Source organism: Nonomuraea jiangxiensis, assembly GCF_900099965.1.
In the GTDB taxonomy this organism is placed as follows: domain Bacteria; phylum Actinomycetota; class Actinomycetes; order Streptosporangiales; family Streptosporangiaceae; genus Nonomuraea; species Nonomuraea jiangxiensis.
Map to the genome: position 1 here is coordinate 133,002 of NZ_FNDJ01000022.1, position 14,322 is coordinate 147,323.

Genomic DNA, 14,322 nt, shown 5'->3' on the forward strand with positions numbered 1-14,322 from the left:
CATTGATGACTTACCACGGGCCGGCGCGAGGCGCGCGGGCCTCCGAGAGCGGCAAGCACTCGGAGTCCCCGTTCGTCCTCCCGGAAGGCCTCATATGCTTGTCGCGAAGCTGTACGCTTACGCGTTCCTGAGCGATTTCATCCTTATCTATCCGATCTATGCCCTGCTGTTCGACGACGCGGGGCTATCGGTCGCGGAGACCTCCTCCCTGTTCGTCATCTGGTCGGTGACGGGCATGGTGCTGGAGATCCCCTCCGGCGCCTGGGCCGACGCGGTGTCCCGGCGTCTGCTCCTCTGCCTGGGCCCGTTGCTGGCCGGCCTGGGCTACGCGCTGTGGATCCTCTACCCGTCCTACTGGGTGTTCGCCCTGGGCTTCGTGCTCTGGGGAGCCCAGGGGGCACTGGTCTCCGGCGCCTACGAGGCCCTGGCCTACGAGGAGCTGGAGCGGCGTGGCGAGAAGGACCGCTACGTCGTCGTCATGGGCCGGGCCACCTCCATCGGCCTCGTCGGCAGCGCGGCGGCGATCGGCCTGGCGGTGCCGGTGTTCGCGGGCGGCGGCTACCTCGCCGTGGGCGCGGCCAGCGTAGTGGTCTGCGTGCTGTGCGCGGCCACCGCGCTGACGCTGCCCGAGCACAGGACGCGCGGCGGCGACGCGGACGACGGCCGTTACTGGGCGACGCTGCGGGCCGGGATCGAGGAGGCCCGCGGTGACCGGGGCGTGCTGCACGCGGTTCTGCTGCTCGCCTTCGTGACGGCGATCTGGGGGGCACTGGAGGAATACGTGCCCTTCCTCGCGGCGGAGTCGGGCGTGGCCAAGACGGCCGTCCCGGCGGTGATCCTCCTGGTGTGGGTCGGCGCCACGGCGGGCGGCCTGCTGTCCGGGCTCGCGGCCCGCCTCACCTCCCGCCGGTACGCCCTGATGCTCGCGCTGGCGGCGCCGGCCATGGCCGTGGGGGCGCTCATCGGGCACCCGGCCGGGTTCGTGCTGATCGCCGTGGCCTTCGGGGCGTTCCAGCTCGCCGGGGTGGTGGCCGACGCCCGGCTCCAGGAACGCATCACCGGTGAGGCCAGGGCCACCGTCACGTCCGTCGCCGGGCTGGGCGAGAACCTGGTCACGGTCGCCGTGTACGGGACCTACGGGGCGCTGTCGCCGTACCTGTCGCACGGCACGACGTTCGCGCTGCTGCTCCTGCCGTACGTGCTGATCGCCCTGCTCACGGCCCGTCGCGGCCCCGCCAGGCCGGCCTCGCTGCTGGATCAGTAACGAGAGGAATCCGCTTGGGCAGCGGCGGCGGCCCAGGGGTCTCCTCCTCCTCGGGGGGAGGGGGAGGCCCCGGCCTGGATTTCCGCCAACGCGAGGGGAAGACCGAGGCGGCCAGCAGCACGCAGCCGATGACCAGCGACCAGGTGTGGACCAGGGCCGAATAGCGGGCCAGATATTCGGTCGGCACCAGGTCGTACCACAACCGCTCGTCACCGCCCAGGGCCGTGCGCGCCAGCGCCGCCCCCGCCAGCCCGGCGAAGGCCAGGCCCGGCAGCAACGAGGTGAGCGGCGACACCCTGGACCCCGCCAGCACGCCGACCAGGATCGCCACACCGGCGACCGCGGCGATGGAGTTGTACAGGAAACCTGCTGCGATCAACAGCGTGGCCAGCACCCCGCCGACGGCGCCGAGCGTATGACGGACACCATTACCCACGGCGAACACCTCCAGTCACGGCGAACCCTACTCAACCCTCCGCATCCCCGCCTTTAAGGCGCAAACTTCCAATTCAGGTCTTAGCCCGGAATATGGCCATAACACCGAAATAGGGTCTCTTTGGCATCTAAGCAGGATTCATAGCAGCCGTTAACTTGACAGCACCCCCCACCCGAGGAGTGCGCATGTTGAGTAAACGTTGTGCGGTGGTAGTCGGCGTCATCCTCGCCGGCTCCCTGGCCACCCCTCTCAGCTCCGCGGCAGCTGACCCGGCACCTCAGGCGGCCACCCCGACCGCCCCTCCTGCCATGATCGACGCGCTCGAACGCGATCTCGGTCTCTCCGAGGCGCAGGTCGTCACCCGACTCGCCAACGAGGAACGCGCCGCGTCCGTCGAGTCGAGCCTCACCAGCAAGTTAGGCGCCTCGTTCGGCGGAGCCTGGCTGAACGCCGACGCCTCCAAGCTCATGGTCGCCACGACGGATGCGGGCGCCACGGCCGACATCCAGGCCCAGGGCGCGCAGCCGGTGCTCGTCCCGCGTTCGATGGCCCAGCTCAACACGGTCATGCAGCAGCTCGACCAGGCCCCCAAGCAGGCCAAGGCCGGCGCGTCCCTGTGGTACGTCGACGTCACCACCAACACCGTCTCCGTCCAGGCACCCACGGTCGAGGCCGCCCAGGCCCTCGCCGCGGCCGCGGGCGTGGACAAGAGCGCGGTGACGGTGTCGGCGACCGCCGAGAAGCCGACGCCGTTCATCAACATCATCGGTGGTGCCGCGTACTACATCGGCAGCAGCCGGTGCAGCATCGGCTTCTCCGTGAGGAGGGGCACCACCCCCGGCTTCGTCACCGCGGGCCACTGCGGCCGGGCCGGCTCCACGACCTCCCAGCCGACGGGCACCTTCCAGGGCTCGTCCTTCCCCGGCAACGACTACGCGTGGGTCGCCGCTCCCGGCAACACCGTCACGCCGTACGTACGCGGCTCGGGTGGCGCGAACGTGACCGTCCGCGGCTCCACGCAGGCCTCCGTCGGCTCGTCCATCTGCCGCTCCGGCTCGACCACCGGCTGGCGCTGCGGCACCATCCAGCAGCACAACGCCAGCGTCACGTACCCGCAGGGCACGGTCAGCGGCCTGACCCGCACCAGCGCGTGCGCGCAGCCCGGTGACTCCGGCGGCTCGTTCATCTCGGGCTCGCAGGCCCAGGGCATGACGTCCGGCGGCTCCGGCAACTGCAGCGTCGGTGGCACGACGTACCACCAGCCGGTCAACGAGGCACTGAGCGTTTACGGGCTCACACTCGTAACCGGCTGACCGAAACCCGCGCGGCGTGTCCACCGGCCGGACGCGCTGCGCGGGCCTTCCCCGATCGCGGCGGCGGGAGCGACAGGCCCGCCGGCCGGCCGGCCCCCCATCCCCGGGCGATGAGTTTTCGCCGCCCGGGGAGTCTGTCGTTCTGAACAGCCTCATCCAGGCACTTTCCGACGACAGAGGAGCTCGCCATGCAGCGACCCGTCCTGGGCAGCCTGCTGCTGTCCAGCACCGACCCCGAGCGTCTGCGCACCTGGTACACCACCGCGCTCGACCCGGCCGAGAACACCGACGTGGCCCAGTACGGGGTGCTCAAGTTCGGTGACTTCAACCTGTTCATCGACACGCGGGCGGACGTGGCCGACAAGAACCCCGAACCCGGCAGGGTGATCCTGAACTTCGAGGTGGCCGACGCGCGGGCCGTAGCGGCCCGCATGGAGAGCGCGGGCGTATCGTGGCTGGCCGAGCTGGAGGACCGCGACGGCAACCTGTTCGCCACCGCGATCGACCCGGACGGCAACTACGTACAGATCATCCAGTTCGCCCGAGCTGATCAAGCGGCCGAGTGAGCCCGGGGAGGCGACCATGTTCGAGCAGACGAAGGCATTCAGCGGCTTCTCGGTGAACGACATCGCGGCCGCGAAACGGTTCTACGGCCAGACGCTGGGACTGCGCGTCTCGGAGGAGCACGGGCTGCTGACGCTGCACGTGGCGGGCGGGACCGACATCCTGGTCTACCCGAAGGACGACCACACGCCGGCCACGTACACGATGCTCAACTTCCCCGTGGACGACATCGAGAAGGCCGTGGACGAGCTGGTGGAGCGCGGGGTGCGTTTCGAGCGCTACGACGGCCTCGATGCGGACGAGCGGGGCATCTTCCGCGGCGGCGGCCCACTGATCGCCTGGTTCACGGACCCGGCGGGCAACGTCCTGTCCGTCCTACAGGACCAGTAGCCCGCGCCGAGAGCCTCCCCGCGCGTCCACCCTTGTCTGGCCCGGCCGGCCCGCCATGGCGCAGGCCGGCCGGCCAGCGCGGGAGTGGCGCCTCTCCACCGCCCGCCGTGCGTAGCTCAGCAGGCATTCGGGCTCTCATACACGAAGATCGGCTAGTCACCCCGTCTCCGGCTCTCCGCACCAAGGCCGGTCGCGGGATTCGCCGCCGGCTCAAGTGCGCGTGCGGACGGCCATGATGCGGTTGCCGCCGGACGGGGAGCGTTTGTTCAGAGCGGCACCGCTTTCCGGCTCCGGATGGACGGCGGTCCTCGGGGCCGCGGCGGTCAGGGCCGCAGTGCTCGGGGCCGCGGTGCTCGGGGCCGCGGCGGTCCGGGGGCGTTGGCGCTGAGCCACCACCAGGGCAGCCAGTACGACCACCGCACCCACCACCTGAGCCGCCGTGAGCTCCTGACCGAGCACCAGCCAGCCGAGCGCGGTGGCGACCACCGGGCTGAGCAGGCCGAGGAAGGTCACCTTGGTCGCCGGCAGCGCCCGCAGGCCACGGAACCACAGGGTGTAGGCGAGGGCCGCGCCGACGAGGGTCAGGTAGGCGTACCCGGCGAGGTTGGCGGGCGTCAGGGTGGCCGGCGGCGCGCCTTCGACGAGGGCGGCCACGGGGAGCAGCAGCAGGCCCCCGGCGACGAGCTGCCAGCCGGTGGTGGCCAGCAGCGGGGCGGGCGACTGCCAGCGCTCGCTCAGCACCACGCCCGCGGCCATCACCGCCGCGCCGCCGAGTGCCGCCGCCACGCCCAGTACGTCGAGCCGAGCGTCGGCCCGCAGCACGAGCAGGCTGACCCCGGCCACGCCCGCTGCGGCGGCCAGCGTGGTACGCCAGGTCAGGCGCTCGCCCAGGAGCCCGGCCGACAGCAACGCGACCAGCAGTGGCTGCACCGCGCCGACCGTGGCGGCCACCCCGCCAGGCAGCCGGTACGCCCCCACGAACAACAACGCGAAGAACGCCCCGATGTTCAGCGCGCCGAGCACGAATGCCCGCCACCACCAGATCCCGCGCGGCAGCACGCGGGTGATGGCGACGAGCAGCAGTCCGGCGGGCAGGGCCCGGATCACGGCGGCCAGCAGGGGCCGGTCCGGGGGAAGGAACTCGGTGGTGACGAGGTAGGTGGTGCCCCAGATCATCGGGGTCAGGGAGGTCAGGAGCAGGAGGCCCATGTTTTTCCTTAGCACTAAGGCAAAGTATCTCAGCGCTAAGGTAGTTGGCCAGAGGAATTACCTCACTGCTAAGACATTTTCTGTAGGCTGGGCGGCGTGGCAGACCATGTCGACCTGATCCTTAAGCAGTGGCAGGCGCAGCGTCCCGACCTCGACGCCTCGCCGATGGCGGTGATCGGGCGGTTGTCCCGGCTGCACCGGCTGATCGACGCCGAGCTGCGCCGTACGTTCGCCGCGTGCGGGCTCGACTCCGCCTCCTTCGACGTACTCGCCACGCTGCGCCGCAGCGATCCCCCGCACCAGCTGACGCCGGCCGAGCTGATGCATGCCTCGATGATCACCTCCGGGGCGGTGACGCAGCGGCTCGACCGGCTGGAGGCACGCGGGCTGGTCACCCGTGCGCCCAGCGAGTCCGACGGCCGCGGCGTCGTGGTGACGCTCACCGGCGAGGGGCTCGCACTGATCGACCAGGCGCTGCCGGCACACCTGGAAACTGAGGAGCGGGTGCTGTCGGCGCTGACCGGCAAGCGCCGCGCCGAGCTCGCCGAGCTACTGCGCGACCTGCTGGAGTCCCTCGGCGACGGGACCGACCGGTAAAGCGGCCGAGCGCGTCCAACCTCGCCGACCTCCCGTGCTGACCTACGGCTTCGCCGCGAACCTACCGCTGAACGGGCGACCCGTTCGCATCCGGCCATTGCGTTCGAGCGCGCTCAAAGCCATAACGTCGCCGCCATGACGACGACTACACAGACCTGGATCATCACCGGCGCGTCCCGCGGTTTCGGTCGGGCACTGGCGGAATCGGCGCTCGCGGCGGGCGATCGTGTGGTCGCGGCGGTACGCCGGCCCGAGAGTGTGACCGACCTCCAGGCCCAGTACCCCGACCACTGCCACGTCGCCGCATTCGACGCCCGCGACACCACCGCGGCCCCGGACCTCGTACGCGACACCCTGCGCCGCTTCGGCCGGCTCGACGTGCTCGTGAACAACGCCGGCCGGGCCGTGGTCGGAGCGGTCGAGGAGGTCAGCGACGCGCAACTGCGTGAGCTGATGGACCTGCACCTGTTCGGCCCCGCGGCACTCGTCCGCGCGGCACTGCCCGCCATGCGCGCCCGAGGCACCGGGACGATCGTGCAGATGAGCAGCCAGGGCGGGCGGATGTCCTTCCCCGGTGTGTCGACGTACTCGGCCTCGAAGTTCGCCCTCGAAGGCTGGTCCGAAGCCCTGGCCGGGGAGGTGGCACCGTTCGGGATCCGCGTGATGATCGTCGAACCCAGCCGTTTCCGGACCGACTTCAACGCGGCCGACGTTCTCGAGTTCACCGCGGCTTCGGAGCCGTACCGCGACATGCTGGCCGACGTACGCGCGGACATGGCCGGCGCCAACGGCCGGCAGGAGGGCGACCCGGCGCGGGCGGCCGAGATCATCGTGTCCCTCGCCCACGGCCCGGAGGTGCCGCTGCGGCTGCCGCTGGGACGCGAGGCGGTCGAACGGATCTCGGCCGTCTACCGGCGAGGCCTGGACGAGGTCGAACGCTGGGCCGAGACCGCCCGCAGCGCCGACTTCGAGGGCGTCCCTGCATCGGTCAGGCCGATCTAGGCTGGCGTCATGGCCACCGACGACCTGATGACCAGGGTGCTCGAAACGCTCGGAGACGACGGGCCGCTCTCGGTCGAGGCGATCCACCGTCTCACCGACCTGGCCGACGTACCGGAGTCCATGATGATCACGGAGGTCGCCGACCTCCTCGACATCTCCCCCCACACCCTGCGCTACTACGAGCGGGCCGGACTCGTCGAAGTGCCCCGCGACAGCAACGGTCACCGCGTCTACGACGCCCCGGCGATACGGCGCCTGGTGTTCCTCACCCGGATGCGGCTGTCCGGCATGCCGATGCGCGACCTACAGCACTACACCTCGCTCGTCGACGCCGGCGCGCACACGGAGCCGGAGCGGCTCGACATGCTGATCGAACATCGCGACACCATCCGCCGCAGACTCCGCGAGCTGACCCTGTCCCTCGCGGCCGTCGAGTACAAGATCGCCACTTACGGTGGTTCGACCGGCCCGGACGTTCCCACCCTCAACACCACCGACCCGGCACTACGGCACGAGCCACCACGAAGAGCCCTACCACCAGTCTGAGCCCCACCCCGGCCGCACCCCTCTCGTGGTCACCGCCCTCCCGTTTTACAGCTCGTGACCATTACGGTCGGCGCGTGGCTTTCTACCTGGGACGCAGCAACGTGCGCACTCCCGCCGTCGTCATGATCCTGCCACTCATATTGCACAGCCCCTGAGACCTTGCCTGTCACCCTTGGGACTGTTCGTGCTCGCGAATGTAGTGCTCGACAGCATGCGCCGTGCCCGTGGGCAAGATCGAGCCGTCCCGGCGGTCGATGAGAACCGGCGCATTACCCATCAGTGCCGCGCTCATTCTTCTGGTTCGCAGGTACCGGCTGGACTGGTAGTAGTAGACCCACCCGATGGGATATTCCTCCATTTCGACAATGACGAAGTCGTCGTCCTCGGCGAAGTACCCGCGCACATCATGACGGAGCCTAGCCACCTCGGCCTCGGCGACACATCGGGCTTCCGACTCGGTCAGCATCGATCCATCATGAGGGCTCGCGCCGCGGCGCGCACCATGCCTGCCTGCCTGATCCATCCGTCGCCGTCGGCCACCCTCCGAGGACGGGAGATCAGGCTTCCGCCTCAGGAAACCTACGAACACCAGCCGTTGGTCTGTGATCATCCTGGAGCCTGTGGCCTCGTCGCGGGCTGCGGAGGGATGCCGGACGACTACGGCCCGAGCCGCCGCCACCCGGGACCGCCCCCGGCGGCGGGACGCTGAGGGCCGAGCTGTCCGGCTGCACAGCGCGCCGCCGTTGGACCCTTCCCCCAGACCTTCCATTTCCATCCGCGCAGCGACCGGGAACAAGGCGCAACACGAGACTTCACCCCTTGTTACAACGCCGGGCAGCCATTGACCGAGGGTTTTACGCGATATCACGAAGACGCCCCCGGGGGCAGTCGATCACCATACGGAATGCAACGTGATCCCCATTTCCCCGGGAGGCACAGAAATGCAGGTATCTCTTCGCACGATCGTCTTATCCATCGCCCTCGTGTTATCCGTCGCCCTTATGGGCAGCCCGGCCTCCGCCGCCCAGGAAAGGCCGTCCGTCCCCCTCAAAGGCGGCGCCACCACCCAGTCGTTCACCATGACCCTCACCAGGAAGGCGGACACCGCGAAAGGCGTCAACGCGCCGGCGGACGTCATTTACTGCGGCGGTTATCTCAGCATCCCGTACGTCAACAGCCTGTACAACGCCGTACACACCGAGATTGAGGTGCAGTGCAGCGCCGTCGTCGACTCGATCGACCTGTACATCATTCTCTACCGGGACGGATCCTCCATCAATCCCGGCCCCAAGCGCTACAACCCGGCCAACTACGGCATCCACTACTCCAGTGCGCCGTGCCAGGGCACCACGAACACCTACTTCGCCGGCGGGACCGCCGTGTTCACCAAGGCCGGCTACGTCGGCTCCCCACTGGTCATGAACGGCACCACTCCCCAGGTCACCCTCGCCTGCTAAGGAAAGGACGACAATGCGCCGCGCCATCATCGGTGTGCTCCTGGCACTCTTCGCCGCCACCCTGCTGGCCACCCCAGCGAAAGCGGAGCCGGAACCGTCCTACTTCGACAAGTCCAAGCTCTCCACCACGTTCCAGAAGCCGCCCATCTCCACAATCATGGATGACGGCGTCTGCAACTGGTACGACCTGTGCGTATTCGAAAGCCCGAACCTGACCGGCCGCATGGCGGACTTCACCTACATGGACACTACCGGGCACCCTTCGTGGGGCACCCACACGTACAACGCGTTCATCGCCAACAATGACGAGTCCGCCATCAATGCGCACCTGTTCCTGAGCGCATACATCTGCACCAACACGTTCCAGGCCGGCCAGTGCGGACGGCTCGTACCGGGCGGTTACGGCAACACCGCGCCCACGTTCGCGAACAATTCCGAATCCCACTACTGGGGCTGACGCCCTTTCCCGGCGGCCGTGGGCTCGGGCCCGCGGCCGCCCTCTGGGAGACCACCATGCGCCGCCACCTCGCCGCCCTGCTGACAGCCGCCACGGCCCTCACCGCATCGTGCGCCCAGCCCCTCCCGAGCAGCACCACCACGCCGGACGGCACCACCGCCCCGGACACCACCACCCCGGACGGCACCGCCCTTCGCCTCCCGCTGGACGACTATCAGCATTCCCCCGTCCAGGGCCTCGCGGTGACCAACGCCTACCGCGTCCTCCTCATCCGCTGCGCGCGGCGCCACGGCCGTACCCTTCCCATCACGTCCTCACCCCGCCCCCTGGTCGGTCCGCGAACGTGGACGGAACGCCGCTACGGCCTCACCGACGCAGCAGACGCCGCCTCCTACGGCTATGGCCTCGGTCCCCGCGACCCCGCCCGGCACCCGCCCGAGCCCGCGCCTCTGGACCCCGCCACCATCGCCGTCATCACCGGCACCGACGCCGGTCGCGACGTCCCGCCGGGCGGCTGCCAGGAGGAGACCTGCAAGGCCCTCGCCATGGCCCCTGCGGGAGCCGACCCCTCGCTTCCGGAGCACCTGTCCATGCTCAGCTTCCAGCGCTCCCGCACCGACCCCCGGGTCCGAGCCGCCGTCGAGGCCTGGTCGGCCTGCATGCGCGCCGCCGGCCACTCCTACGCCACCCCCTTCGATCCCATAGCCGACCCGGCCTTCCGCGACGGAACGTCCCAGAAGGAGCTGGCGACCGCCCGTACCGACCTCGCCTGTAAGAAGCGGACCAATCTGGTGAGCATCTGGCTGTCCGTCGAAAGCGCCTACCAGCGGACGATGATCGCCCAGAACACCACCGCCCTCCAGGCAGCCAAGCGAGCGAACGAGACCACCCTCCGCCTCGCCCAGGAGACCCTCACCGCCGCCGAGCAGCCGTCCACATCGTCGTCACACAGGAGATCCTCGGCCACACCCGAGTGACGACCACCGAGCGATACACCCACGTGTCCACACCCCCGATGCGCGACGCGGGGGAACGCCTCGCCTCCGCTCTCTGGGGAAATCCGTATTTAGCGTGCATGACGACCTCGTTCTGCTGCGCGTTTATGCAGCGCAAACCTTCCACTTTGGTGGTATTCCTGCTATTACGGTCGTCCGTATAACCTGAGGGGCGTCGTAATGGGCAAGACTGCCATGAAACGCGTACGCCATGCTTGATATAGCTATGCCAGTATCGCTTTTTATTGGCGCAATAAGTCGAGTCACCTGTGCGGCGTTCTGGCATTTAATTAGCCTTGCCTGGTATCGGGAGAACCCCTATGAACATAATCAAGTCCGTCACCGTGCTTGCCGGTGCCCTTGTCGCGGCCACGTCGGTTGCGGTCTCGGCGTCGGCGGCCGTCGGCGGTGACCACCATGGCGGCTTCGTCCCTGTTCGGGTGTCCACCGCCGCGCCCCAGGCGGATGTGCTCGCGTCGGGCCAGACGCTTAAGGCCGGGCAGTCCCTGCGCTCGCGCGACAAGCGCTTTCAACTGGTGCAGCAGGCCGATGGCAACCTGGTTCTCTACCGGGGTAAGAAGGCGCTGTGGAGTACCGCGGCTCCGGGCGCGGGTGCGTACTCCGTCATGCAAGCCGACGGCAATCTGGTCGTCTACAGCAAGAGTCACACGCCGCTCTGGCAGAGCAACACCGGCGGCCACCCCGGCTCCCAGTTGGCCGTGCAGAACGACGGCAACCTGGTCATCTACGGTGCCGACCGCAAGTCCCTGTGGTCACGGCATCAGGCATACGGAGAACTGGCGGCGGGGCAGAAGCTGACGCCGGGTGAAGGTGTGAGGTCCGCCAGTGGCGCCTACACGCTGCTTCAGCAGAAGGACGGCGGTCTCGTCCTCTATCGCAACGGCAACGAGGCGATCTGGAGCTCTGGCACCACAGGACCCAACGTATACGCGATCATGCAGGCAGACGGAAACCTCGTCCAATACCAGGGCAATCGGGCGGTGTGGAGTACCGGTACCGGCGCGAACCCGGGTGCGACCCTCGCCGTCCAGAACGACGGCAACCTGGTGATCTACACGACCGATCACCGGGCCATCTGGGCCAGCAGGAAGTAGCCCGCGGGTGGTCGTGCTCAGAAGGCGGGTCGTCCGGGAATCGCGCGTTCGGACGGTATCGATGGTGATGTGCAGGCCCTGGGCGATCTGCGCACTGCTCAGTCCGCCGACCACCAGGCGCGCGATCTGCTCCTCCCGTCGAAAGGCCATGGGACGCGCCGGCGGCGTGCAGGCTTGGAGGAATGCCGATCAAGCCATGACGCGCTCCTGATGGCCCGCACCGAAGCGGTGGAGCGTGCGGACCGCGCTGGTCAGGCAGCGGGTGAGCTGCGACTGGGAAGCGGTTCCTGGTCGCCGAAAGGAACAACGAGGTGGTATGAGCAGCGAGGTCTTCTTTGACGTCGACGGTGGTTCCCTGGCCGCCCTCGATCACGGCGGCGCCGGGCAGCCGGTGCTGCTCGTTCACGGCAGCGGCCATAACGCCGCCGCGTGGGCAGGCGTTGTGGCCGGACTTGTACCTGATTACCGGGTGGTCGCCGTTGACCTGCGAGGACATGGGCACAGCACCGCCGGATCACGGACCGCCGAACAGTACTGGCGTGACCTGGCCGTCGTCACCGCCGCGCTGGGCTGGGACCGCCCGCTGCTGGTCGGCCACTCCACGGGCGGCTACGCCGTAACCGCGGTCGCCGCCGCCGGCTTGGTGCAGCCCTCCGGGATCTGCGTCATCGACGGTTTGGTCCTCGACGACCGGCCGACCGCCGCCCGTACGCTCGCGGGATACCGGACCGCGGCGGCCGCCGACGACCTGCGGCGCACGTTCGGCTACGGCCGCCGATTCGACGCCGTACAACGCGATGCCTGGATCGACGAGCAGGTCGCCCGTACCGCGACGGACTGGCTCAACGCCGGAGCCGATCCAGAACTCGTGCGCGCGGTATCCGCACGCAGCTTCCTCGCCGATGCCGACGGCGAGTTCGTACGCAGACCCACTCCAGAAGAGATCATGACGACGACCAGCGCGTCGGTGGACGCGCCGGTCTATCCGAGCGTCGACGTCTACGACCTGATCACCTCTCCCATGACCATCGTGCTCCCGGATCAGGGCTTCTACGCGCATCGACGTGACGAGGTCGCCGCCATCGTGACCGCCGCACCCCAGCGCCACCTTGTGAGCATCTCGGCGGGCCACAACGTCGTCATGACGCGTCCGGCTGAACTGATTGCCGTCCTCCGGAACATGGTCACGTAAGGATGACATGCCCGAGGTGGCTCGTATCCGAGCAGCGATCCTCAGCCTGGTGTCGTCGCTCGTCGTAGGCCGGTCGGGGTCGGGGTGATGACGGGGATGAGCCGATCCCATAGCCGGTTCGGCAGGGCGTGGTGCAGGCCGAGCATGATGTGGGCGAGGCTGCCGACGCGGTAGTACGGCCGGGGGCGCCTGACGGTGGCGGCTCGATGGATCACACGCGCGACCCGATCTGGGTCAAGCGAGACAGGGTTGCGGCTCAGGCGGTCGACGACCTCGGCGGTGAACTCCGCGTACGGTCCGTCCGGATGTCCGTGGCGGAAACTGCGCCGTTCGGCCTCCGCGAACGGAGTGTCTATGCCGCCCGGCTGGATCACGCTCACGGCGATCCCGAACGGGCTCAGCTCGTACCGCAGCGCATCGCTCATGGACTCCAAGGCATGTTTGCTCATGGCGTACGCGCCCATCCCCGGCATCGTGACCCGACCCGCGACCGAGCTGATGTTGATGATCCGCCCGTAACCGCGCCGGCGCATTCCCGGGGCCACGAGTTGCGCGACCCGGAGCGCCGCGAACACGTTCACCTCGATCTGCCGGCGGAGCGCATCGAGCGGTAGCTCCTCCAACGGCCCGCCCTGGGAGATGCCGGCGGCGTTCACCACGACATCGATGTCGCCGTCGATCGCGGCGGCAAGCTGCGACTCCTCGGTGACATCCAGCCGGACGGTGCGACATCCCATCGCGACGAGTGTCTCCGCAGCAGCAGGATCGCGGTAGCCGGCGACGACGGTCGCCCCGTCCGCCCGGAACCGCTGTGCGACCGCGCGGCCTACGCCGCCGTTCGCGCCGGTGATCAGTACTGTCCGTGCCATGTGTGCCTCCGCCGTCGACTTCATGCGACGCCAACGTAAACTTTGGAGCGTGCACCAATGTCAAGGCCGACGATGCTGATTCACGACGTCGCGGCGCTGCTCGGCGTGAGCACCGACACCGTGCGGTACTACGAACGCGAAGGTCTGCTCGACGACCGCCACATTGCACGCCGACCGAACGGCTACCGCGACTACGGCGAGGCATCGATCGAGCGTCTGCGACTGCTGGTGCAAGCTCGGCGCTCCGGAATGTCGATCTCCGAGATCAAGACGCTGGCGGAGGCATTCGACGAAGGCACGCTCACGATCGACCTTCAACTCCAGCTCCTGCGGGACAAACTGGCCGGCCTGGATCGTCAGGCCCATGAACTGAACGTGATCCGGGCCGCGGTCACCGCCAAGATCAATGACTTGGAGTCGAGGCGGTAGACAATCCCCGCAAACAAGGAGCTGCACCTGACCCGCGGCCGGCTTGCAACCTAGCGCCGGGCCGGGGATCAAGCATGGGCACACTTGACCGCGCCACGGCGAGGCCGTCGCACCTTGGCTCGTTGGAGCGCTGACAGGGCGGGATGGTCGACCACGGAGATGGCGGAGGTGGCTCGCACCCATGACTCGTCGGGAACCGGTCGAAGTCCGTGGGGGAAGAGCAGTGAGATGCCTGCGGCGGCCGCGATGACGCCCGCCGACGCGAGGGGCGGCGTGGGCGCGAACGCCGTCAAGACGCCTCTGGCCGTGGCGATCAGGCTCGCCACGACGAGCGTGGCGATCGCGCGGCGCAAGGTGATCGCGGCGATGGCGAGACGGGCCAGCTCAACGGGAGACGTTCGCGCCGCTCACCGGCGCTGAGCACGCACAGCTGCACGAGCTGGTCAGCAGGCTCTACGCCCACCGAGCGGCCGGCAACCGGCGGTCA

The 14,322-nt window shown here is 68.8% G+C and carries 18 protein-coding genes; 14 read left to right on the forward strand and 4 right to left on the reverse strand.

Annotated features, from left to right (window positions below):
• Nucleotides 1-94: 94 nt before the first annotated feature.
• Complete coding sequence (locus BLS95_RS38240) at nt 95-1,264, forward strand: MFS transporter (protein WP_090943311.1); 1,170 nt, start codon at nt 95-97, stop codon at nt 1,262-1,264.
• Here the strand turns inward: BLS95_RS38240 and BLS95_RS38245 are convergent.
• Nucleotides 1,215-1,700: a hypothetical protein gene (locus BLS95_RS38245; RefSeq protein WP_143044019.1), complete on the reverse strand. Its 486-nt coding sequence runs from the start codon at nt 1,698-1,700 to the stop codon at nt 1,215-1,217. The two genes, BLS95_RS38240 and BLS95_RS38245, sit on opposite strands and share 50 nt — an antisense overlap.
• A gap of 185 nt (nt 1,701-1,885) precedes the next feature.
• Here BLS95_RS38245 and BLS95_RS38250 point away from each other — a divergent pair, with 185 nt between their 5' ends.
• From BLS95_RS38250 to BLS95_RS38260, 3 genes are all read left to right on the forward strand, one after another.
• Nucleotides 1,886-3,013, forward strand: a complete 1,128-nt coding sequence (locus BLS95_RS38250; protein ID WP_090943318.1) for a S1 family peptidase — start codon at nt 1,886-1,888, stop codon at nt 3,011-3,013.
• Between the two features lie 188 nt (nt 3,014-3,201).
• Entirely contained in the window at nt 3,202-3,579 is a 378-nt protein-coding gene (locus tag BLS95_RS38255; RefSeq protein WP_090943321.1) for a VOC family protein, read from the forward strand.
• A gap of 16 nt (nt 3,580-3,595) precedes the next feature.
• The gene (locus BLS95_RS38260; RefSeq protein ID WP_090943324.1) at nt 3,596-3,967 is read left to right on the forward strand and encodes a VOC family protein; all 372 of its coding nucleotides are present in this window, start codon (nt 3,596-3,598) and stop codon (nt 3,965-3,967) included.
• Nucleotides 3,968-4,177: 210 nt separating this feature from the next.
• On the opposite strand, the gene BLS95_RS38265 is transcribed toward BLS95_RS38260, so the two are convergent.
• Nucleotides 4,178-5,176 (reverse strand): EamA family transporter, encoded by a 999-nt coding sequence (locus BLS95_RS38265; protein WP_090943327.1) that lies wholly within the window; start codon nt 5,174-5,176, stop codon nt 4,178-4,180.
• Nucleotides 5,177-5,272: 96 nt separating this feature from the next.
• On the opposite strand from BLS95_RS38265, the gene BLS95_RS38270 reads away from it, so the two are divergent.
• From BLS95_RS38270 to BLS95_RS38280, 3 genes are all read left to right on the forward strand, one after another.
• A complete protein-coding gene (locus BLS95_RS38270; protein WP_090943329.1) occupies nt 5,273-5,773 on the forward strand; it encodes a MarR family winged helix-turn-helix transcriptional regulator in 501 nt (166 codons plus the stop codon).
• 135 nt (nt 5,774-5,908) lie between these two features.
• Nucleotides 5,909-6,775 carry an SDR family NAD(P)-dependent oxidoreductase gene (locus BLS95_RS38275; RefSeq protein WP_090943332.1) on the forward strand — a complete coding sequence of 289 codons (867 nt, stop codon included), beginning with the start codon at nt 5,909-5,911 and terminating at the stop codon, nt 6,773-6,775.
• A gap of 9 nt (nt 6,776-6,784) precedes the next feature.
• The gene (locus tag BLS95_RS38280; RefSeq protein WP_090943336.1) at nt 6,785-7,321 is read left to right on the forward strand and encodes a MerR family transcriptional regulator; all 537 of its coding nucleotides are present in this window, start codon (nt 6,785-6,787) and stop codon (nt 7,319-7,321) included.
• A 166-nt stretch (nt 7,322-7,487) separates the two neighbouring features.
• Here the strand turns inward: BLS95_RS38280 and BLS95_RS56135 are convergent, their stop codons facing one another.
• Nucleotides 7,488-7,787, reverse strand: coding sequence for a YrhB domain-containing protein (locus BLS95_RS56135; protein WP_176993601.1), 300 nt, complete (start codon nt 7,785-7,787; stop codon nt 7,488-7,490).
• Nucleotides 7,788-8,262: 475 nt separating this feature from the next.
• On the opposite strand from BLS95_RS56135, the gene BLS95_RS38290 reads away from it, so the two are divergent.
• From BLS95_RS38290 to BLS95_RS38310, 5 genes are all read left to right on the forward strand, one after another.
• Nucleotides 8,263-8,778 carry a hypothetical protein gene (locus tag BLS95_RS38290; RefSeq protein WP_143044021.1) on the forward strand — a complete coding sequence of 172 codons (516 nt, stop codon included), beginning with the start codon at nt 8,263-8,265 and terminating at the stop codon, nt 8,776-8,778.
• A gap of 13 nt (nt 8,779-8,791) precedes the next feature.
• Nucleotides 8,792-9,235 (forward strand): peptidase inhibitor family I36 protein, encoded by a 444-nt coding sequence (locus tag BLS95_RS38295; protein WP_090943346.1) that lies wholly within the window; start codon nt 8,792-8,794, stop codon nt 9,233-9,235.
• 56 nt (nt 9,236-9,291) lie between these two features.
• On the forward strand, nt 9,292-10,212 hold the full coding sequence (locus tag BLS95_RS38300) for a hypothetical protein (RefSeq protein ID WP_090943349.1): 921 nt from the start codon (nt 9,292-9,294) through the stop codon (nt 10,210-10,212).
• A gap of 338 nt (nt 10,213-10,550) precedes the next feature.
• Entirely contained in the window at nt 10,551-11,345 is a 795-nt protein-coding gene (locus BLS95_RS58360) for a hypothetical protein (RefSeq protein WP_245765533.1), read from the forward strand.
• 316 nt (nt 11,346-11,661) lie between these two features.
• Complete coding sequence (locus tag BLS95_RS38310) at nt 11,662-12,537, forward strand: alpha/beta fold hydrolase (protein WP_090943352.1); 876 nt, start codon at nt 11,662-11,664, stop codon at nt 12,535-12,537.
• 41 nt (nt 12,538-12,578) lie between these two features.
• On the opposite strand, the gene BLS95_RS38315 is transcribed toward BLS95_RS38310, so the two are convergent.
• Nucleotides 12,579-13,406, reverse strand: coding sequence for an SDR family oxidoreductase (locus BLS95_RS38315; RefSeq protein ID WP_176993602.1), 828 nt, complete (start codon nt 13,404-13,406; stop codon nt 12,579-12,581).
• A 72-nt stretch (nt 13,407-13,478) separates the two neighbouring features.
• Here BLS95_RS38315 and BLS95_RS38320 point away from each other — a divergent pair, with 72 nt between their 5' ends.
• Nucleotides 13,479-13,835 carry a MerR family transcriptional regulator gene (locus tag BLS95_RS38320; protein ID WP_176993603.1) on the forward strand — a complete coding sequence of 119 codons (357 nt, stop codon included), beginning with the start codon at nt 13,479-13,481 and terminating at the stop codon, nt 13,833-13,835.
• Between the two features lie 228 nt (nt 13,836-14,063).
• Nucleotides 14,064-14,255 (forward strand): hypothetical protein, encoded by a 192-nt coding sequence (locus BLS95_RS38325; protein ID WP_090943361.1) that lies wholly within the window; start codon nt 14,064-14,066, stop codon nt 14,253-14,255.
• Nucleotides 14,256-14,322 lie beyond the last annotated feature (67 nt).